The organism is Sphingomonas sp. JC676, assembly GCF_014489075.1.
In the GTDB taxonomy this organism is placed as follows: Bacteria; Pseudomonadota; Alphaproteobacteria; order Sphingomonadales; family Sphingomonadaceae; genus Sphingomonas.
In genome coordinates this window covers 1085113-1105194 of sequence record NZ_JACTGR010000001.1, presented here as the reverse complement: position 1 = coordinate 1105194, position 20082 = coordinate 1085113, and the positions used below count along the sequence as shown (strand labels likewise).

Genomic DNA, 20082 nt, shown 5'->3' with positions numbered 1-20082 from the left:
CTACCGAACATCGGTAACGTCATGGCGACGCTGCCCGATTCCGCACCTCCCGCGCCCAGGACGCTGCTGCCCGCGCTGGCGGCGATCGTCGCCGGCTTCGCGGCGGGCGCGATTATCCTGCTCACGCTCGACAACCGCGCGATCGCGATCGGTTTCGTCGCGACGGGCGTGCTCGCGACAGGCGCTGCGTTCGCGCTGCGCCGGCTGCTTCGCGCCGAACCCGCCGTCGAATCGCATGTCGACTGGTCGATCGCCTACGCCCTTGCCGCCGCGAGCGACGACGCGCTCGCCGTCACCGATCGCTCGGGTAAATTGGTCTGCGCCAATAATCGCTACGAAGTGCTGTTCGCCGGCTGGCCGACGCCCCCCAATCTGCCGATCAGCGACTCTTCCGTCGACGCGCTCGGCGCCTGTGCCCGCGCCGCCTGGCGCGAGGGCGAGGCGCGCTGCGACGAGGTCCAGGCGTTCGGCGCCCCAGTCTCGGTCCGGATCGCGCGGGTAGGGGAGGAGTCGCTGGTCTGGCGCTTTATCGGCGTCCAGGCGCTCGATCTCGCCACCCAGGTCCAGGCGTTGATCGGCGGCAATACGGGCGATCGCATGGGATCGGCGGGGATCATGGCGGCGATGATCTCGCCCGACGGCCGCGTCCGCACCGCCAACCGCGTGTTCCGCGCCCGCGCGATGGGCAGCGCAGATTCGTTGGTGGAAGGCCGCGACTTCGCGCGCTTCCTCGTGACCGATTCCTCGGGCCTGGTCCGCTTCGAGCGCGAAGGTGTCGAGGGCACGCCGCTTCGGGTCCTCCAGATCCCGTTTCTCGAGGGTGAAGACGCACCCATGCTCGTCACTCTGCTCGACGAGGAACCAAGCAACGCGCCGGCGCCCGCGATCGGCGCCAGCGCATCGGCGCATGTCCGTTCGCTGATCGCGCTGCTGCCCTCAGGCCTCGCTTTGGTCGATCGCGACGGGCGCTTCGTCAGCATGAACGACGCGTTCGTCCGCGCCACCCGCGTCAATGCCGCCGCGCCGCCGCTTTATCCGGGCGACCTGGTGGTGCGCGAGGACAAGGGCGCGCTTGCCGACGCGATCCGCCGCTTCGCCGGCGGCGCGCCGCAATCGGTCGAGATGACCGTCCGACTGGTCGACGCGCCCGAGGAGCCGGTCGCGATCACCATTGCCGGCGCGCGGGGTCTCGGCGATGCGGCGGTGCTCATCAGCCTCAAGGATTCAGGCGAGGAGGGCAAGCTCAAGCGCCAGATCGCCCAAGCGACCAAGATGCAGGCGGTCGGCCAGCTCGCCGGCGGCGTCGCGCATGATTTCAACAACATCCTCACCGCGATCATCGGGCATTGTGACCTGATGCTGATGCGTCACTCGCCCGGCGACAGCGATTATGACGATATCCAGCAGATCCGCGCCAATTCGAACCGCGCCGCGTCGCTCACCCGCCAATTGCTCGCCTTTTCGCGCCAGCAGACGCTGCGCCCGCAGGTGCTCCAGCTCCCGGACGTCATTTCCGAGGTCTCGAACCTCCTGAAGCGGCTGCTGGGCGAGACGGTCCATCTCGACGTCAAGCATGGCCGCAATCTCGGGCCGGTCCGCGCCGATCCCGGCCAGCTCGAGCAGGTCGTCGTCAATCTCGCGGTCAACGCGCGCGACGCGATGCTGTCGACCAGCCCGAATGGCGGCGGCACGCTAACGATCGAGACGATGGGGGTGTCGGCCTCCGAGGTCCGCCAGATGGACGACGATGTCCTGCCCGTCGGCGACTATACCGCGCTGCGCATCTCCGATACCGGCACCGGGATCCCCCTCGAGATCATCGGCAAGATCTGGGAGCCGTTCTTCACCACCAAGGAAATCGGCAAGGGCACCGGGCTTGGCCTCTCGACCGTCTACGGCATCATCAAGCAGTCGGGCGGCTTCATCTTCGCCGAGAATGTGCCGGGGAAGGGCGCCGCCTTCACCATCTATCTGCCCGTCCACACCGCCGCCGAGACTGCGCCGCCGCCGCCCACCAAGATCCCCACGCCGGCCAAGGACAAGCAGCTCGATCTCTGGGGATCGGGCACGATCCTGCTGGTCGAGGATGAGGACATGGTCCGCGCCGTCGCCGAACGCGCGCTCACCCGGCAGGGCTATACCGTGCTCACCGCCGAGAATGGCGAAGTCGCGCTCGAACTGCTCGAGACCGCCGAAAAGCCCGACTTGCTGATCTCCGACGTCGTCATGCCGATCATGGACGGCCCGACCATGGTCCGCCAGGTCCGCAAGCGCTGGCCCGATCTGCCGATCCTGTTCATGTCGGGCTATGCCGAGGAGCAATTGCGCAAGTCGATCGATCTCGACAACGTCGCTTTCCTCCCCAAACCCTTTTCGGTTCAGCAACTTGCCGAGGCGACACGGGACGTTCTCGCTGCGAAATAAGTCCTTGGCGGGAACGAGATTTCCTGCAAAGGGGCGCGCATGCCGGGGGCCAGCAATATCCTCATCGTCGAAGACGAGCCGCTGATCGCGATGATGCTTGAGGATTTCCTTGAGGCTCTTGATCGCGGGCTCGCGGGCAGCGCCGACACTGTCTCGGCGGCGCTCGAGCTGATCGAGCAAGGCGGCGTGGACATGGCGATACTCGACGTCAATCTGCGCGGCGGCGAGCAGAGCTGGCCGGTCGCGGACCGCCTGTCCGAGCTGAACATTCCCTTCGTCATCGCCACCGGCGGCGCGGGCGACAGCATTGCCGAGGCGCATCGCGGCCGCCCGATCCTCTCCAAGCCCTTCACGATGAGCAGCGTCGAAGCCGTTCTGGACGCGCTCCAGGGCTGAGCCCCGGCGCGGGCGGAGCCGGGAATTTCACTTTCCTACATCGGCGGTGTCAGCTATGTTCGCTGAATGTTCCGGTCGGCAGCGCCTCCTCGCACCACCAGCCCGCCGCGTCTGAACGGCATTTGGCCGCGCTTCGGCGCAGCAGTGCCGTTACCTTCGTTACCTTTCGATTCGCGTGGCCATGGTATCCGATGCGCCGCCACTCCCGTGCAGCGCCGCTCGGCGAGGATCGCGCGTTCGACATCGCCAACGAAAAATTTCGTTCCGCTCTTGTTCTGGTAGAACAAATGCGATACATGCTCGTCCAACAGAGTTGAACGCGTGCATCAAACCTTCTAGCGACAGGGACTTCCAATGGCGGCATCTTTGAAGGTCATCGACAACAAAATGGCAGCTCCCAGCACCGACAAGCAGAAGGCGCTCGACGCCGCCCTCGCGCAGATCGATCGCGCCTTCGGCAAGGGCTCGGCAATGCGCCTCGGCTCGAAGGAGACGATGCAGGTCGAATCGATCTCCACCGGCTCGCTCGGGCTCGACATCGCGCTCGGCGTCGGCGGCCTGCCGCGCGGCCGCGTGATCGAAGTCTATGGTCCGGAAAGCTCGGGCAAGACCACGCTCGCGCTCCATGTCATTGCCGAGGCGCAGCGCGGCGGCGGCACCGCGGCGTTCGTCGATGCCGAGCATGCGCTCGATCCGGTCTATGCCAAGAAGCTCGGCGTCAACATCGACGAGTTGATCGTGTCGCAGCCCGATACCGGCGAGCAGGCGCTCGAGATCGTCGATACGCTGGTCCGTTCGAACGCGATCGACGTGCTGGTGGTGGACTCGGTCGCGGCGCTCGTTCCCCGCGCGGAAATCGAGGGCGAGATGGGCGACAGCCATGTCGGCCTCCAGGCCCGCCTGATGTCGCAGTCGCTGCGCAAGCTCACCGGCTCGATCAGCCGCTCGCGCTGCATGGTGATCTTCATCAACCAGCTCCGCATGAAGATCGGCGTGATGTACGGTAATCCGGAGACCACGACCGGCGGCAACGCGCTCAAATTCTACGCTTCGGTCCGCCTCGACATCCGCCGCACCGGCCAGATCAAGGATCGCGACGATATTGTCGGCAACACCACCCGGGTGAAGGTCGTCAAGAACAAGGTCGCGCCGCCGTTCAAGCAGGTCGAGTTCGACATCATGTATGGCGAAGGCATTTCGAAGATCGGCGAGATCCTCGATCTCGGCGTCAAGGCCGGACTCGTCGAGAAATCGGGCGCCTGGTTCAGCTATGACAGCGTCCGCATCGGCCAGGGCCGCGAGAATGCCAAGACCTTCCTCAAGGAGAATGCCGATCTCTGCAATCGGCTCGAGGCTGCGATCCGCAGCCGCACCGACAAGGTCGCCGAGGAAATGATGGCGGGTCCCGACGCCGAGGACGGCGACGACGATCTATAATGAAATTCAGGCCGGCCTGCCGCGTACGCGGTGGCAGTGTCGGTCACGGGCCTAGGTCCCATTGGAAGACCCGGCGCATTCCCCTGCGCCGGGTCTTTCCATTTCTTCCCGGACGCGCAATGAATTGCCAAATTTCCGGAAAATGTGAGAAGTTGAGGCGAGGAGAGGGGAGTGACCCAGCCAGCGCCAGCAGACGATCCGGACACCGGCAGACGACAGGTTGAAGGGTTCATCGACCGCTTCAGCCCCGAGATCGCCGATCGCGTTCGTGCCTGCCGGGCGGCGCTCCGTCGGCGGCTGCCGACCGCCAACGAGTTGGTCTATGACAATTACAACGCTCTCGCGATCGGCTATGCGCCCGCCGAACGCACGTCCGATGCCGTCGTGAGCCTGGCAATCTATCCTCGCGGTATTCTGCTCTATTTCATCCGGGGCGCCTCGCTGCCCGATCCCGATGGCCTGTTGAAGGGAGCCGGCAGTCGCGGCCGGCACGTTCCGATGCCCGGCCCGGAGACGCTGGACGATCCGGGTGTCGCCGCGCTGCTCGCCTCGGCGCTTGCGGAGGCGCCGCGGCCGATGCCCGAAAGCGGCGCAGGCCGCACCATCGTCAAATCCATCTCCGCCAAACAACGTCCGCGCCGTCCCGCTACGCAGGAGCCTGCATGATCATCGTCCACCATCTCGAGAATTCCCGCTCGCAGCGCGTCCTCTGGCTGCTCGAGGAACTGGGGTTTCCCTATGAGATCAAGCGCTATGAGCGGAACAAGGCGACGATGCTTGCTCCGCCCGAGCTCCGGCGCATCCATCCTCTCGGCAAGTCGCCGGTGATCGAGGACGAGGGCAGGGTGATCGCCGAGACCGGCGCGATCGTCGAATATCTGGTCGAGAAGGCCGGCGGCCGCCTCGGCGTGCCCGGGCACCGCGACGAGGCGCTGCGCTACCGCCACTTTCTCCATTATGCCGAGGGCTCGCTGATGCCGCCCTTGTTCACCAAGCTCGTGCTCAGCCGCGTTCCGCTGCTCGGCAAGATGGCGCAGAAGAAGTTTCAGCCGATGGTCGACATCCATCTCGATTATGTCGAGGGCGCGCTTGCGGAGCAGGAATGGTTCGCCGGGCCCGAATTCACCGCCGCCGATGTGATGATGAGCTTCCCGCTCGAAGCCGCGGTCGCCCGCGCCGACGCGCTGGCGGGGCGTCCGCATCTCGCCGCCTGGCTGGCAAAGATCCACGCGCGCCCCGCCTATCAGGCCGCGCTCGCGGCGGGCGGGCCTTACGCTTACGCCTGAGCTTGCTATGTAGGATTTCGCCTGCTTCGTGGACGAGCCGGTTCGTGCCGGCGGCTCTTTGCATTGTCGCGCTTGGTTAGCGAAGGGTGGCGAGGCGTGCCTCGCTTTTCCGACGTTCAGGCCATGAAAATCAGGGCGATCACCAGGACGATCGCCAGCAGCGGCAGGAGCAGCACCAGCGCTGCCGGCAACAGGCCATAGCGCCGGTACGCGGCACCGATCAGGTCGCTTCAAATCCAGTCGATGGCGATTTCGATCACCCAGCCCATCGGCGCAGAATAATGCTGGGGCACGCCCCCGCAACCCATCCCACTTGCGTGATAAGATTACGAGATGGAGCGCGTCTCGCGAACTTAGTTACTTTAAGCCCCACGTCAGCGACCGGGGTAATCCTCGAAGCTCTCGGTATCGCTCGTCGCAGCCGCACCCATCGGAATGATCTCCGGGTCGGGCGGCTGCGGTGTATCGAGTTGTCCCTCCCAGCGCGCCACCACCACGCTCGCCACGGCATTGCCGATCACGTTGGTCGCCGTCCGCCCCATATCGAGGAAGTGATCGACCGCGAGGATCAGCAATATGCCGGCCTCGGGGATGTTGAAGTGCGAGAGCGTACCGGTGATCACCACCAGGCTGGCGCGCGGCACGCCGGCGATGCCCTTGCTGGTGATCATCAGGATCAGCAGCATCTGGATCATCGTCCCCCAGTCGAGATGGATACCGTAAGCCTGGGCGATGAAGATCGACGCGAACGTCATGTACATCATCGAGCCGTCGAGATTGAACGAATAGCCCAGCGGCAGCACGAAGCTGGCGATCCGCGGCGGCACGCCGAACCGGTCGAGCGCGTCGAGCGTGCGCGGATAGGCGGCCTCGGAGGAAGCGGTCGAGAAGCCCAGCAGGATCGGATCGCGCAGATAGCGCAGCAGCGTGCCGGTGCGCGGCCCGACGATCAGGAAGCAGGCGCCGAGCAGCACCGCCCACAGCACGAAGAGGCCGATATAGAAGCTGCCCATGAAGAAGGCGAGGTCGCCGACCACGCCCAGTCCCTTGGTGGCCAGCGTCCGCGCGACGGCGCAGAACACCGCGACCGGCGCGAACAGCATCACATAGCCGGTGACGGTCAGCATCACCGAGACCAGGGCCTCGAGTCCGCCGAGCAGCGGTTTGGCCTTTTCGCCCACCGCCGCCATGCCCGCGCCGAAGAATAGCGAGAAGATGACGAGCTGAAGGATGTCGTTGGTCGCCATCGCGTCGATCGCCGATGTCGGCACGATGTGGGTGAAGAACTTGGCGACGTCGAATGCCGCGCGATCGACTCCGCTCGATGCGTTCGCAGGGGGGAGCGGAAGGTTCAGGCCCACGCCCGGCTGGAGCAGGTTCACCAGGATCAGCCCCAGCGTCAGCGAGATCAGGCTGGCGCAGACGAACCAGAAGAACGCCTTGAGCCCGACGCGCCCGACTGCCCCGCCGGTTCCCATATGGGCGATGCCGACGACCAGCGTCGAGACCACCAGCGGCGCGATGATCATCTTGATCAGATGGAGGAACATCTGGGTGGGGATGTCGAGATAGTAGGCGATGTCGGCGAGCCGATTCGCGCCTGCGCCCGAGCCGCCATCGTCATAGGCCAGGTTCAGCCCCCAGCCGAGCAGACCGCCGAGCAGCAGCCCCGCCAGAATGAACCATGTCAGTCGCTTGCCCACGAAAATCCCCTGGTGATTGCGCGGCGCAAGGAAGGGGATTGTCGCCGCCGGGTCAAGGACCGTATCGCTTGGCGCTCGATTTGGCCGGAGACCCGCATGCCCTTCCTAGCGCGCCGTCAATTGCTCACCGCCGCGGCCGCGCTGCCGCTGCTCGGCCTCCCCGGCATTCTCCGCGCCGCCGAACCCGATCTCTCCGAATTGAAGGATATCACCACCGGCGCCCAGCCGATCTCCGCCGACGAGCGCAAGGCGCGAATCGCCCGCGCGCAGAAGCTAATGGCGGCGAACGGCATCGGCGCGGTGCTGATCGAGCCGGGCTCGTCGCTCGTCTATTTCACCGGCATCCGCTGGGGCCGCAGCGAGCGGCTGACCGCGGCGATCCTGCCCGTCGAAGGCGATCCGTGCATCGTCACCCCGTTCTTCGAGGAGCCGCGCACCCGGGAGACTCTGGGCGTGCCTGCGGAAGTGCGCGTATGGCAGGAGGACGAGGATCCGCTGGTCACCGTTGCCGGCTTCCTCAAGGATCGTAAGCTCGCCGGCCGTCCGATCGGTATCGAAGAGACGGTGCGTTACTTCGCGGTCGACGGCCTCCAGCGCGCACTGCCCTCGACCCGGATCGTCTCGGCCAACCCCGTCGTGCGCGGCTGCCGGATGATCAAGACTCCGGCCGAGATCGCGCTGATGCAACTCGCCACCGACGTCACCATCGCCGCCTATCGCTGGGTCCATCCGCGCGTCGAGAAGGGGATGCGCCAGCGCGACGTATCGGCGCTGATGGACGCCGCGACGGCCAAACTGGGCGGCGATCCCGAATTCAGCCTGGTGCTGGTGGGCGAGGGTGCGGCCTATCCGCACGGCACCAAGACCCCGTCGCCGGTCGCAGAGGGCAAGATCGTGCTGATGGACTGCGGCTGCACCGTCCAGGGCTATCAGTCGGACGTGTCGCGCACCTTTGTCTACGGCACGCCGTCGGCCGAGCAGAGCAAGGTATGGGATCAGGTCGCGCACGGCCAGCAGGTCGCGTTCGAGGCGGCGAAGCTGGGCGCGCCCGCCGGCGGCGTCGATGACGCGGTCCGACGCTACTATACCGCGCTCGGCTATGGCCCGGATTACAAGCTGCCCGGCCTGTCGCACCGCACCGGCCATGGCATCGGTCTGGATGGCCATGAACCGGTCAATCTCGTCCGCGGCGAGAAGACAAAGCTCGCCCCAGGCATGTGTTTCTCCAACGAGCCCGGCATCTACATCCCCGGAAGTTTCGGCGTCCGCCTCGAGGATTGCTTCCACATGACCGAATCCGGGCCGAAATGGTTCAGCGAGCCGCCGGCCTCAATCGACCAACCGTTCCGCTAGGCCGCCGTTCGTGCGGTTGATCGCAAAGGCATTGTTTCTGATCGTCGCCGTGGTGGTGATGGCCACGCTGGGCACCGCCTTTCCCGGCGACGGCGGCTTGCTGATCCGTATTCTGTTGGTAGCGTTGCTCTCCTTCGTTGCGACATTGGTCCATGAGCTTGGCCACGCCGCGGCCGCGCAGGTGCTGGGCGGTCAGATCCGCGAGATTGTGGTGCTGCCGTTTGCTTGGCGCCCGGGCACGCGACGGCTGCGGATGAGATGGCGCGCGCCTGGCGGCGAGATTGGTGGCTACGTGGCCTACGCGCTCGATCGCATTGATGCCCGGCGCAAGCACATGCTGATCGCGCTTGCCGGGCCTGCTGCCAACTTGTTGCTCGCGGCCGTTACTGCCTTCGCCGCATCCTATCTGGCACAGGATCACGCTGCGATTGTACGGCACGCGACTGAGCCAGCTATGTTGCCAAGCGAGGCGCAAGCCCGCGCCTGGCTGGACTCCGTCCATCGCGGGCCGGAATATGGACAGATCATCGCTGTGGCGCTCGCTATCCTTTCGGGCGGGATCGGGCTGGTGAATCTCCTGCCGTTCGACGGCAGCGATGGCGCACATATCCTGCGGCGGATGCGCGCGCGTCCCGTCCGCTAGAGATGTTCGCGCCCGCGCCGCTATGCTATCCTCCGAGGCCGATCTCGGGAGATGGTCGATGCCTTGGGACAGCCTGCTTGCTGGAGCGACCGGTGGCGCGGCGATCTTCATCGTCTTCGCTATGCTGTTCGGCCAGGGTTTGATCAACTCGCTGATCAGGCTGATCGACACGCGCGCCAAGCAGATCGAGCTACGCGGGGAGTTGCTCGTCAAGGCTATGGACGGGTATGACCAGCAATTGTCGAAGACGCGCGAAGCGAAATATCTCGCGCTCTGGGCGCTCACCGCGCCTGTCCCCAAATGGCCGCGTAATCGCGAGCTGAATTTCGCTCGCCTCGAGCAGCTCACCTGCGATCTGCGGGACTGGTATTTCGGCGGCGGTGGCCTGTATCTCTCGCAGGAAGCACGCGAAGTCTATGGTGCGGCGCAAGGCGCCATCGGCGGCCAGCTTGGACCGGATAGCGAAGCCATGGTGCCCGACGAGGCCTATGATCTGATCCAGCAAACTCTTTCCCGGCTGCGCACCACGCTGACGCGGGACCTCGCCACGCGCCGCGGCATCCATGCGCTCGAAGCGATCCAGGAACATTGAGGTTCGATCGATGTGTTTCACTTGAGCGAAGCGCTCTGCGCCCTTAAGTCGCACGCATGACGTCCACGAACGATATCCGCCGCAGCTTCCTCGACTATTTCGAAGGCCAGGGGCATGCCCGCGTGCCCAGCGCCCCGCTGGTGCCGCACAACGATCCGACGCTGATGTTCGTGAACGCGGGCATGGTGCCGTTCAAGAACGTCTTCACCGGCCTCGAGACGCGCCCTTATTCGACCGCGACGAGCAGCCAGAAGTGCGTCCGCGCCGGCGGCAAGCACAATGATCTCGACAATGTCGGCTACACCGCGCGCCACCACACTTTCTTCGAGATGCTCGGCAATTTCTCGTTCGGCGATTATTTCAAGGAACAGGCGATCACCCACGCCTGGGCCCTGCTGACCAAGGTCTGGGGCATCCCTGAGCACAAACTCACCGTCACGGTCTATCACACCGACGATCAGGCGTTCGACCTGTGGAAGAAGATCGCCGGCCTGCCCGAGAGCCGCATTATCCGCATCGCCACCAAGGACAATTTCTGGGCGATGGGCGCCGACGGGCCCTGCGGGCCCTGCTCCGAGATCTTCTACGATCATGGCGACCATATCTGGGGCGGCCCGCCGGGATCGCCTGAGGAAGATGGCGATCGCTTCGTCGAGATCTGGAATCTGGTCTTCATGCAGTTCCTGCAGGAAGCCGATGTCATCGTCGGCGATCTGCCGCGTCCCTCGATCGATACCGGCATGGGGCTCGAACGTATCGCCGCAGTGCTCCAGGGCGTCCACGACAATTACGATACCGACACGTTCAAGGCGCTGATCGCCGAGAGCGGCGCGCTGACCGGCGCCTCGACCACGGGTGAGAACCAGGCGAGCCACCGCGTGATCGCCGATCACCTGCGCGCCTCCGGCTTCCTCGTCGCCGACGGCGTGTTGCCGGCCAATGAAGGGCGCGGCTATGTACTCCGTCGCATCATGCGCCGCGCGATGCGCCATGCGCACCTGCTCGGTGCCAAGGACCCGCTGATGTACCGCATGGTGCCCAGCTTGGTCGCCGAGATGGGCGCCGCTTTTCCCGAACTGGTCCGCGCGCAACCGCTGATCGAGGCGACCTTGCTCCAGGAGGAGACGCGCTTCCGCCAGACGCTCGCGAACGGCCTGCGGCTGCTCGACGAGGCCACGCACGGGCTGATGGCGGGCGATACGCTTCCCGGTGAGACCGCGTTCAAGCTCTATGACACGTTCGGTTTCCCCTATGACCTGACCGAGGACGCGCTGCGCGCCAACGGTATCGGCGTTGACCGCGCGGGCTTCGACATCGCCATGGCCGAGCAGAAGCGCGCCGCCCGTGCCGCGTGGAAGGGCTCGGGCGATAAGGCGAGCGAAGAGCTGTGGTACGATATCGCCGACGAGCTCGGCGGCACCGAATTCACCGGGTACGGCGCGACCGAAGGCGAGGGCCAGGTGGTCGCGATCATCAAGGACGGCGCACGCGTCGAAAAGGCCGGCGCAGGGGACAATGTCACCATTCTCACCAACCAGTCGCCCTTCTACGGCGAATCGGGCGGCCAGATGGGCGATGCCGGCACGATCACCAGCGACACTGTGAAGGCGGTGGTGGAAGATACTTCCAAGCCGCTCGGCCGTCTGCACGCGCACCAGGCCCGGATCGAAAGCGGCGAGCTCACGACGGGCGATTCGGTGCATCTCTCGGTCGATGCCGAACGCCGCGATCGCATCCGCGCCAATCACTCGGCCACCCACCTGTTGCACGCCGCGCTTCGCAACCGGCTCGGCGGGCACGTTTCTCAAAAGGGCAGTCTCGTCGCGCCCGATCGTCTGCGCTTCGATTTCTCGCACCCTTCGGCGCTCTCGCCGCAGGAGATCGCCGATATCGAGGCCGACGTGAACGCCCAGATCCGCCACAACGAGTCGGTCGGCACGCGGCTGATGACGCCCGAGGACGCGATCGCCGCGGGCGCGATGGCGCTGTTCGGCGAGAAATATGGCGACGAGGTCCGCGTGCTATCGATGGGCCGGGGCGACGATGCGCATTATTCGGTCGAATTGTGCGGCGGCACCCATGTCAACGCGACTGGCGACATCGCTATCTTCAAGATCATCTCCGAAAGCGCCGTCTCCTCGGGCATCCGCCGCATCGAGGCGCTGACCGGCGAGGCGGCGCGGCAATGGCTCAACGCTCGTGACGAGCGGCTGCGCGAGGCGGCCGCGACGCTCAAGTCATCGCCCGACGAAGTGCCGGCGCGTGTAGCCGCGCTGATGGAGGATCGCCGCCGGCTCGAACGCGAGCTGGCCGATGCCAAGAAGGCGCTCGCGTTGGGCGGCGGCGGTGCCGCGACTCCGGCAGGTCCGGAGCAGGTGGGCGGCATCAACTTTGTCGGCCAGGTGCTCGACGGGCTCGATCCCAAGGCACTGCGCGGCGCGGTGGACGAGGCCAAGGCGCGGATCGGCACCGGGGTGGTCGCTTTGGTCGCGGTCAACGAAGGTCGCGCCTCGGTCGCGGTGGGCGTCAGCGACGGGCTGGGGCTGAGCGCGGTCGATCTGGTCAAGACCGCGGTCGCGGTGCTCGGCGGGCAGGGCGGCGGCGGTCGTCCCGATATGGCACAGGGCGGCGGACCCGATGGCGGCAAGGGCGCCGAGGCGCTGGACGCCGTAAAAGGCGCACTGGAACAGGCCAAGGCTGCGGCCTGAGCACCCGACGGCATCGGTCGAGCAATAGCTTCCGTTATTGCCGGCGCAGACGCAATTCCAGGTTGCCATCGCCGCGCAGGGTTACCCATTCACCACGAGGGAGCTCCACCGTGTCGTTGAGCTCCACGGTCCGTGCACTTCCGCGTGATCCGCAGCGGCCCGGCGCGGGCCGAGCCCAGCGCACGGTGACGCGCACCAACGTCGCGTCCTCCCGCGTGCGCTGCGCGTTTAGTTGCACGGACAGGTTGGTCTGTTCGGATCCGCCAACATAACCCTCGTCGGGGCATGGGGTCGCGGCCGGTTCGGAGCGATCACGGCGGATGCTGGTGCTTTGATTGGTCGCGACCCGCAACGGCCCGCTCCACAGGATCTCGCTCGAGCCGCGGACCTCGACATCGACCGTGAACCGCTCTGCCGGGGCCGTAGAGATACGCGGCGCCATGTAGGGCGTTGCCATCGGAGGCGCCGGTGGTGAGCGCGGCGACTCGGGGGCGGTCTGCAACAGGAACGGAAGCATGAACGGCATAGGTTGGCCCCCAGAAGATCGGGGGCCTACCTATGGTCCAGGGGTTACGCTTCGGTGAACGGGCTGCGTTGTCTGAACGGACTGCAATCGTGGCACGTCACGGTGTCTCGAAGACGAGGTATCGTGCGAAGAAGGGGAGCATGTCGGTCGCTACGCGGCCGTCGGGCGTCCAGTGCCGCTCGCCCCATCCGCCGCGATACTCCTCCGCCTCATAGGGCACGCCGAACTCGTCGAGCACATGCGTGAACGCCTGGTTCGAATAGATATGGTCCTGGTTGGTGTCACCCCGCGCCCAATCGAACTTGAGTCCACGCAGCTTGCGCAGGTTCGCCGCATGACCAGGCACGAGCCGAGCAAGCAGGAACTGGCCGTGCAGGCGCTCGGTGACCGCCGGATCGATCACCAACTGCCCGTCAACACGCCGTGCCGGCGGATCGAAATACAGCGGCGCGCGCGCTGGATTGGGCAGATGTGCCTGGAAGATCGACGTGAAGATCAGCGAGAAACCATCACCCTTCAGGTCGTCGAGCGACTTGGCGCTGGCGAGCACCTCCCAGTTAGGACGCGACAGCATGGTCTGAAGGCCGGTGCCGGTGCCGATCGGGTGTAGCGCGTAGACCGATCCGAACACATCGGGGTGCGTCATCCCGAAGCGGATAGCGCCATACCCGCCCATCCGGTCGCCGGCCACGCCGCGCGATTCGGCGCGGGGCAGGGTGCGATACTTAGCATCCACATGCGGCACGACTTCGCGAACCACGAAGTCCTCCCAGTTGCCGGTAACCGGCGAATTGACGAACCAACTCCCGCCCATCGGCGTGCCATAATCGGCCGAGACCAGGATCATTGGCGGTATCACCCGATCGCGGATCGCCGCGTCGAGTACCGCCTGCGCACCATGATTTGCAAAGGGCGCGGTGTGGTCCTCGAAAAAGGCCGGGAGATAATAGACCACCGGGAAGCGCCGGCCTGGCGTCTCATAGCCGTCGGGCAGGTACACGCTGATCCGCCGCGCAGTGGGGATGCCGATACCGTTGCCCGCCAGGCTCTTCGCCTCGATCGTCGTCGTGACGACCTGGCTCGCCGCCGCCGGCTGGGTTTGTGTCAGCAGTAGCGCAGCGATCGCCAGCGCGAATCGGTTCCGCATCGTCGTTCTCCCTGTGCGTTACTGCCCCAGCGTGTAGCCATCCTCGGGCTTCACCCAGATGAACTTCTGGCTGAGATCAGGGCGCACGGTGCCGTCGATCGCGACTTCGTTGAACAGCTGGCCGTTCTCCGCGGGCTTGATCGTGGAGCAGGCCATCTTGCCGTCCAGTGCCGCGACTGCACCGGTGAGCTGGCTCTTCACCGCGTTCGAGGTTGCCTCGTCGGCCGGAGCATTGTTCAGGAGGACGATCGCGCCCTGGAAGTCGGTCAGCCTCACCGTCTCGCATAGCTTGCCGTCCTTGGCCGCACCCGTGGTGTGCAGCTCCATGGTGATCGGCGGTGTGGGAGCGAGGAATATCCTGGTCGTCGACTCATAGGTGTTGCCGGTGACCTTGTAGCTGGTCGTGCCGAGGCAGGTCCTTTTCTCCTCGTTCGGCACCACGCACTGATATTTGCCGGCGCGCGCCTCTGCCAGCGGATCGGCGGCCTGGCTGGCAGCGAGGAGAAGTAGAGCTCCAAACATCGTGCAGTCTCCCTGGAGAATCGGTTCAACCGGTGGCTTCGTTCCTGCGCACGCGGCGGAGCCGCGGCTCGCGTTCCATGCCCACGGCTTCCTTGATCGCCTTGCGCATCTTGTCGCGTTCCTCGTGGATCGACGCGATCACCGGCCCCACCGCGATGCCGAGATCGACCAGCAGAGCCTCGGACAATTGCAGCGAGCTTTCCAGCGTTTCGGGCACGGCATCGGTCGCACCCGCCTTGTAGAGCTCGGCAGCATGGCTCGCATCGCGCGCGCGCGTGATGATCGGCAGATCGGGCACCCAGCCGCGCACGCGCCGCGTCAGCCGGACGGTGAGCACCGGATCGTCCATCGTCAGGATCAGTGCCTTGGCGTGGCCCAAGTTCAGCGCGTCGACCAATTCGCTGCGCGTGACGTCGCCGAACAGGACCGAATAGCCTTCCTTCCGCGCGGCGTTGACGTTGTCGACATCGGCATCGACGCCGATATAGGGCAAACCGTGCCGCTTCAGCATGTCGGCAACGGTGCGTCCGACGCGCCCGAAGCCTAGCACCACCGTGCCCGGCCCCGCCGCGTCGATCACCGCCTGCGGCGCCTCGCCGGCCTCGCGTCGCTCGATCATCCGCGAGATGAACTGGCCGATCTTGGCGAGCACAGGGGTCAGCGTCAGGCCGATCGCAGTCACCGTCGTCCAGAAGGAGACGGTGGCCGGCAGGATCAGCCCGGCCGCGCCGGCGACGCCGAGCACGATCAGAGTCGTCTCGGACGGGCTCGCCATCAGGATGCCGGCCTCGGCCGAAGTGCCCATGCGCGAGCCCGAGAGCTTGAGCAGCGCCATCGTCACACCCGCCTTGACGAGCATCACGAGCATGGTCGCCCCCAGCAGCGCCGCCCAGTTGGCGAGCACGAAGCCCAGATCGAGCCGCATGCCGACGGTGATCAGGAACACACCGAGCGCGAGCCCCTTGAACGGCGCGGTGATCGCCTCGACCTCGCCATGATATTCGGTTTCGGCGATCAGCAGCCCCGCGATGAGCGCGCCGACGATGGGCGACAGGCCCGCGGCACTGGTCGCCAGGCTGGCGACGATCACCGCGAGCAGGCTCGCCGCGAGGAACAGCTCGGGGCTCTTGGTCCGCGCCGCCTGCGAGAACATGCGCGGGAGCAGCATCCGCCCGCCCAGGAACAGGATCGCGATCGTCACCAGCCCGATGACGAGCGTTCGGACAAGGCTGATCCACCCTGCATCGGCGGCGGCGGGCGCCAGCGCGCCGAGCCCGAAGATGATCGGCACCAGCGCCAGATCCTCGAACAGCAGCATCGCGAACGCCGCGCGGCCCACCGCGCTGGTCGTGCCGGCAATCGGGATCACCAGCGCGGTCGACGAGAGCGCCAATGCCAGGCCCAGCCCGATCGCGCCGCCGGTGCTGAACCCGGTCAGATAGAGCACCAGTGCCAGGATCGCGCCCGATCCGATCAATTCGGCGGCGCCGACACCGAAGACGAGCGTCCGCATCGTCCAGAGCCGTTTGAACGACAGCTCCAGCCCGATCGAGAACAGCAACAGGATGATGCCGAATTCGGCAAAGGGTTCGATCGAATGCGGATCGGAGATGGTAAGATAATAGAGCCAGGGCTGGCTCTTGATCAGCGCGCCGAGCCCGAACGGACCGACCAGCGCGCCGACCAGGATGAATCCGATCACCGGGCTGATCCGGAAGCGCGCAAAGGCGGGGATCACCAGTCCCGCCGCGCCCAGGATCACAAGGGCATCACTGAAACCGCTATTGGTGAGATTGAGCATGGGGACACTTTGGCGGCTCGATGCCGCGCTGTCACCGTCACGCTCGAACTATTTGCCCGTCACCCGGCTTTTCGCGCGGGATGACGGGCAAAGGCTTGTGTTTAGTTCCAGTCGGCCATCGCCGTTTCGAGATTGACGCGGATCGCCTCGAAGAACTGCTCGGTGGTCATCCAGGCCTGGTCCGGGCCGATCAGCAGCGCCAGGTCCTTGGTCATCTTGCCGCTCTCGACGGTCTCGATGCAGACGCGCTCGAGCGTCTCGGCGAACTTGGTGACGTCCGGCGTGTTGTCGAACTTGCCGCGGAACGACAGGCCCTGGGTCCAGGCGAAGATCGAAGCGATCGGATTGGTCGAGGTCGCCTTGCCCTGCTGGTGCATGCGATAGTGGCGGGTGACGGTGCCGTGCGCCGCCTCGGCCTCGACGGTCTTGCCGTCCGGCGAGAGCAGGACCGATGTCATCAGGCCGAGCGAGCCGAAGCCCTGCGCGACGGTGTCCGACTGGACGTCGCCGTCGTAATTCTTGCAGGCCCAGACGAACTTGCCGCTCCACTTGAGCGCCGATGCGACCATGTCGTCGATCAGGCGATGCTCGTAGATGATGCCCTTCGCCTTGAACTTGTCGGCGAATTCGGCGTCGAACACTTCCTGGAACAGGTCCTTGAAGCGGCCGTCATAGGCCTTGAGGATCGTGTTCTTGGTTGAGAGATACAGTGGCCAGCCGCGGTTGAGCGCGTAGTTCATGCTCGCATGGGCGAAGTCGCGGATCGACTGGTCGAGATTGTACATGCCCATCGCGACGCCGGCGCTGGGGAAGTCGAACACGTCGAATTCGAGCTCCTGGCCGTCGGTGCCGACCCACTTCATGGTCAGCTTGCCGGCGCCCGGCACCTTGAAATCGGTCGCGCGATACTGGTCGCCGAATGCGTGACGGCCGACGACGATCGGATCGGTCCAGCCCGGAACCAGGCGGGGAACGTTCTTGATTACGATCGGCTCGCGGAAGACGACGCCGCCCAGGATGTTGCGGATCGTGCCGTTCGGCGACTTCCACATCTTCTTGAGGCCGAACTCCTCGACGCGGGCCTCGTCCGGCGTGATCGTCGCGCACTTCACGCCGACGCCGTATTGCTGGATCGCCTTGGCCGAATCGATCGTGACCTGATCGTCGGTCGCGTCGCGATTCTCGATCGAGAGGTCGTAATATTTGAGGTCGATATCGAGATAGGGCTGGATCAGTCGCTCGCGGATCCACTGCCAGATGATCCGCGTCATTTCGTCGCCGTCGATCTCGACGACCGGCGTTGCAACCTTGATCTTCGCCATGTGCTCGCTTTCCTGAAAAGGGAGGGTTTGGCGAGCGTCTAGGAGCATGGCGGCCGGGGATCAACACCGGCCGCGCAGAGAGTCCCCCTTCAGTCCTTCCAGCAGGTCCAGATCTGGGCGGGCGGGATGTTAAGCCATTCCATGTCGTGATCGATATGCTCGAAATGGGGGCTGAGGAAGTTCTTCACCGCCGGATTATACTGGTAGACGAGGAAGGCGCCGTTCCGGCGCAGCACCTCGTGGGTCGCCTCGACGATGGCATCACCGATACCGGGCGGCAGCGTCGAGAAGGGAAGGCCTGAGGCGATGTAATCGGCCTTTTCGAAGCCGTGATCGCGGATGATCTGCTGCACGTCGGCCGCCGAGCCCAGCACCGGGAAGAGGCGTGAATCGGTGATCGTGTGCTTCAGATAGCGGATGAAATCGGGGTTGGTGTCGATCACCACCAGCTTGCCGTCGGGCGCCAGCCGATCGAGGATCGGCTGGGTGAAGGTGCCCACACCCGGGCCATATTCGACGAACAGCTTGCAATTGCTCCAGTCCACCGGCGCCAGCGTCTTGCGGATGGTCCTCCCCGAAGAAGGCGCGATCGCGCCCACCATCACCGGGTTCTTGAAGAAGCCCTTGAGGAACATCTTCCAGGGCGAGGGGATACCGGCGTCACGGCGGCTGCTGCGGTCACGTCGCTTCGCGGCTGCGGACGATGCGGGCATGGGAGTCCTTCAAACTGTTACAATACGGCGACAGCGCCTGCGCAAAAACCAACGAACATGCAAGCGCAGCGGTTGCATGTTGCGACGGGACGAGGGGCGAATGCCCGTTCGTCAGCGTCAGAGAGCGCGCCGGAAATAGACGACGCGCTCGGTTTCCGCGAAGCCGATCGCGGCGTGAAACGCATGGCTCGCCTCGTTCTCGATCAACGCATCGGAGGCGAATTCGGCGCAGCCGAACCCGCGTGCCCAGATGGCGACGCGCTCGGCAAGCGCGCGGGCGATGCCGCGCTGGCGATGGCCGGGCGCGACATAGATGCCCTCGAGGAATGCGACCGGCGAGGTGTCGCAGCCATTGACATAGTCGCGCCGGATCGATGCCTCCGCGAACCCCAGAGCCTCGCCGGTATCGGAACGGCAGAGCATCGCGAGCTTGTCATCCTCGGCCAGCATCGCCTCGGCGCCGGCGCGCAGGCGATCCTCATCGGGCCATAAGGCGCGCCGCAGCGTCGCCCAATCGTCGAGATCGCCAAGGGTGCAGACTTGGATATCCATCGGCACAGTGTAGCCTGGCGCCGATGACGCGCAACGATGCCGGAAGGCGAAACAGGCGAGTATTCCTCTGGCTGGTGCTCGCCTTGCTCGCGCTCGGCCTCGCGCTTTCCTGGTTCGCGGGAAGCGTGATGGTGGAAGCGACGCCCTCGCTGGTCGCTCCCGCCCGCCCGCCGGCGCAGGATCTGAAGATCGTCTCGACGGACGACGTGACGCTCGCGGCGAGCTATTGGCCGGGCAGGACCGCACAGGCGCCGGCGGTCCTGCTGCTCCACGGCAACGGCGCATCGCGCGCGATGATGGCGGCGAACGCGGCCTGGCTGGCGGCCGAGGGCTATGCCGCGCTGACGATCGACTTTCGCGGGCACGGCGAATCGACCGCCACGCCGCACAGCTTCGGCCTACGCGAGAGCGCGGACGTGGCGGCGGCGCTGGCCTGGCTGAAGCGCCGCCAGGGCGGCGCGCCCGTCGCAGTGATCGGCGTATCGCTGGGCGGGGCGGCGGCACTGCTCGGATCGCAGGATCCGCTGGCGGCCAATGCGCTGATCCTCCAGGCGGTGTACCCGGACATTCGCCGCGCGATCCGCAATCGCCTCGCGGCGCAGACGGGATCCGGGCCGGCATGGCTGCTTGAGCCACTGCTCAGTCTGCAGGCGTTGCCGCGCTATGGTGAATGGCCGTCACGCATCGCGCCGCTGGCCGCGCTGCGCCGCTATCATGGCCCGGTGTTCGTCATCGGCGGCGGAGCCGATCGCTACACGCCGCCGAACGAAACCCGCGAGCTGTTCGAGGCTGCGCCGGGACCGCGTGCCTTGTGGATCGTCGACGGGCTCGATCATCGCCGGGTCTCGGGGCTCACCAGCGATCTGTATCGTGCCAGGGTGCTCGCTTTCCTCCGCCGATCGATCGGTAACCCTTAACCCGCATTGTATTGACGGGGTCGCATGGCTAGACCGCACG

The 20082-nt window shown here is 65.7% G+C and carries 18 protein-coding genes; 10 read left to right on the top strand and 8 right to left on the bottom strand.

Annotated features, from left to right (window positions below; translation table 11 throughout):
- Positions 1–21: 21 nt before the first annotated feature.
- The 5 genes from IAG41_RS05240 to IAG41_RS05220 all read left to right on the top strand — a co-directional run bounded on the left by IAG41_RS05240 (position 22) and on the right by IAG41_RS05220 (position 5543).
- Positions 22–2424, top strand: coding sequence for a response regulator (locus IAG41_RS05240; protein WP_187727475.1), 2403 nt, complete (start codon positions 22–24; stop codon positions 2422–2424).
- 39 nt (positions 2425–2463) lie between these two features.
- On the top strand, positions 2464–2820 hold the full coding sequence (locus tag IAG41_RS05235; protein WP_187727474.1) for a response regulator: 357 nt from the start codon (positions 2464–2466) through the stop codon (positions 2818–2820).
- A gap of 354 nt (positions 2821–3174) precedes the next feature.
- Entirely contained in the window at positions 3175–4257 is a 1083-nt protein-coding gene (gene recA, locus IAG41_RS05230) for a recombinase RecA (protein WP_187727473.1), read from the top strand.
- A gap of 171 nt (positions 4258–4428) precedes the next feature.
- Positions 4429–4923, top strand: a complete 495-nt coding sequence (locus tag IAG41_RS05225; protein ID WP_187727472.1) for a hypothetical protein — start codon at positions 4429–4431, stop codon at positions 4921–4923.
- A complete protein-coding gene (locus IAG41_RS05220; RefSeq protein ID WP_187727471.1) occupies positions 4920–5543 on the top strand; it encodes a glutathione S-transferase family protein in 624 nt (207 codons plus the stop codon). Before IAG41_RS05225 ends, IAG41_RS05220 begins: the two co-directional genes overlap by 4 nt.
- Before the next feature lie 374 nt (positions 5544–5917).
- On the opposite strand, the gene IAG41_RS05215 is transcribed toward IAG41_RS05220, so the two are convergent.
- Positions 5918–7246, bottom strand: coding sequence for a dicarboxylate/amino acid:cation symporter (locus tag IAG41_RS05215; protein WP_187727470.1), 1329 nt, complete (start codon positions 7244–7246; stop codon positions 5918–5920).
- Positions 7247–7342: 96 nt separating this feature from the next.
- Here IAG41_RS05215 and IAG41_RS05210 point away from each other — a divergent pair, with 96 nt between their 5' ends.
- From IAG41_RS05210 to alaS, 4 genes are read left to right on the top strand one after another with little or no spacing between them, the layout of a single operon-like run.
- Positions 7343–8599 carry a M24 family metallopeptidase gene (locus tag IAG41_RS05210; protein ID WP_187727469.1) on the top strand — a complete coding sequence of 419 codons (1257 nt, stop codon included), beginning with the start codon at positions 7343–7345 and terminating at the stop codon, positions 8597–8599.
- A 10-nt stretch (positions 8600–8609) separates the two neighbouring features.
- The gene (locus IAG41_RS05205; protein WP_187727468.1) at positions 8610–9242 is read left to right on the top strand and encodes a site-2 protease family protein; all 633 of its coding nucleotides are present in this window, start codon (positions 8610–8612) and stop codon (positions 9240–9242) included.
- Positions 9243–9300: 58 nt separating this feature from the next.
- On the top strand, positions 9301–9834 hold the full coding sequence (locus IAG41_RS05200) for a hypothetical protein (protein WP_187727467.1): 534 nt from the start codon (positions 9301–9303) through the stop codon (positions 9832–9834).
- Between the two features lie 56 nt (positions 9835–9890).
- Entirely contained in the window at positions 9891–12542 is a 2652-nt protein-coding gene (gene alaS, locus IAG41_RS05195) for an alanine--tRNA ligase (RefSeq protein ID WP_187727466.1), read from the top strand.
- 34 nt (positions 12543–12576) lie between these two features.
- Here alaS and IAG41_RS05190 read toward each other — a convergent pair whose 3' ends face one another.
- From IAG41_RS05190 to aac(6'), 7 genes are all read right to left on the bottom strand, one after another.
- Positions 12577–13068 (bottom strand): hypothetical protein, encoded by a 492-nt coding sequence (locus IAG41_RS05190; protein WP_187727465.1) that lies wholly within the window; start codon positions 13066–13068, stop codon positions 12577–12579.
- Between the two features lie 97 nt (positions 13069–13165).
- The gene (locus IAG41_RS05185) at positions 13166–14215 is read right to left on the bottom strand and encodes an alpha/beta hydrolase-fold protein (RefSeq protein WP_187727464.1); all 1050 of its coding nucleotides are present in this window, start codon (positions 14213–14215) and stop codon (positions 13166–13168) included.
- Between the two features lie 18 nt (positions 14216–14233).
- Positions 14234–14737: a hypothetical protein gene (locus IAG41_RS05180; protein ID WP_187727463.1), complete on the bottom strand. Its 504-nt coding sequence runs from the start codon at positions 14735–14737 to the stop codon at positions 14234–14236.
- Between the two features lie 25 nt (positions 14738–14762).
- The gene (locus IAG41_RS05175) at positions 14763–16538 is read right to left on the bottom strand and encodes a cation:proton antiporter (RefSeq protein ID WP_187727462.1); all 1776 of its coding nucleotides are present in this window, start codon (positions 16536–16538) and stop codon (positions 14763–14765) included.
- A gap of 101 nt (positions 16539–16639) precedes the next feature.
- The gene (locus IAG41_RS05170; protein WP_187727461.1) at positions 16640–17860 is read right to left on the bottom strand and encodes an NADP-dependent isocitrate dehydrogenase; all 1221 of its coding nucleotides are present in this window, start codon (positions 17858–17860) and stop codon (positions 16640–16642) included.
- Positions 17861–17949: 89 nt separating this feature from the next.
- A complete protein-coding gene (locus IAG41_RS05165) occupies positions 17950–18573 on the bottom strand; it encodes a class I SAM-dependent methyltransferase (RefSeq protein WP_187727460.1) in 624 nt (207 codons plus the stop codon).
- Between the two features lie 117 nt (positions 18574–18690).
- On the bottom strand, positions 18691–19125 hold the full coding sequence (gene aac(6') / locus IAG41_RS05160; protein WP_187727459.1) for an aminoglycoside 6'-N-acetyltransferase: 435 nt from the start codon (positions 19123–19125) through the stop codon (positions 18691–18693).
- Positions 19126–19148: 23 nt separating this feature from the next.
- On the opposite strand from aac(6'), the gene IAG41_RS05155 reads away from it, so the two are divergent.
- A complete protein-coding gene (locus IAG41_RS05155; protein WP_187727458.1) occupies positions 19149–20042 on the top strand; it encodes an alpha/beta hydrolase in 894 nt (297 codons plus the stop codon).
- The last annotated feature ends 40 nt before the right edge of the window (positions 20043–20082 follow it).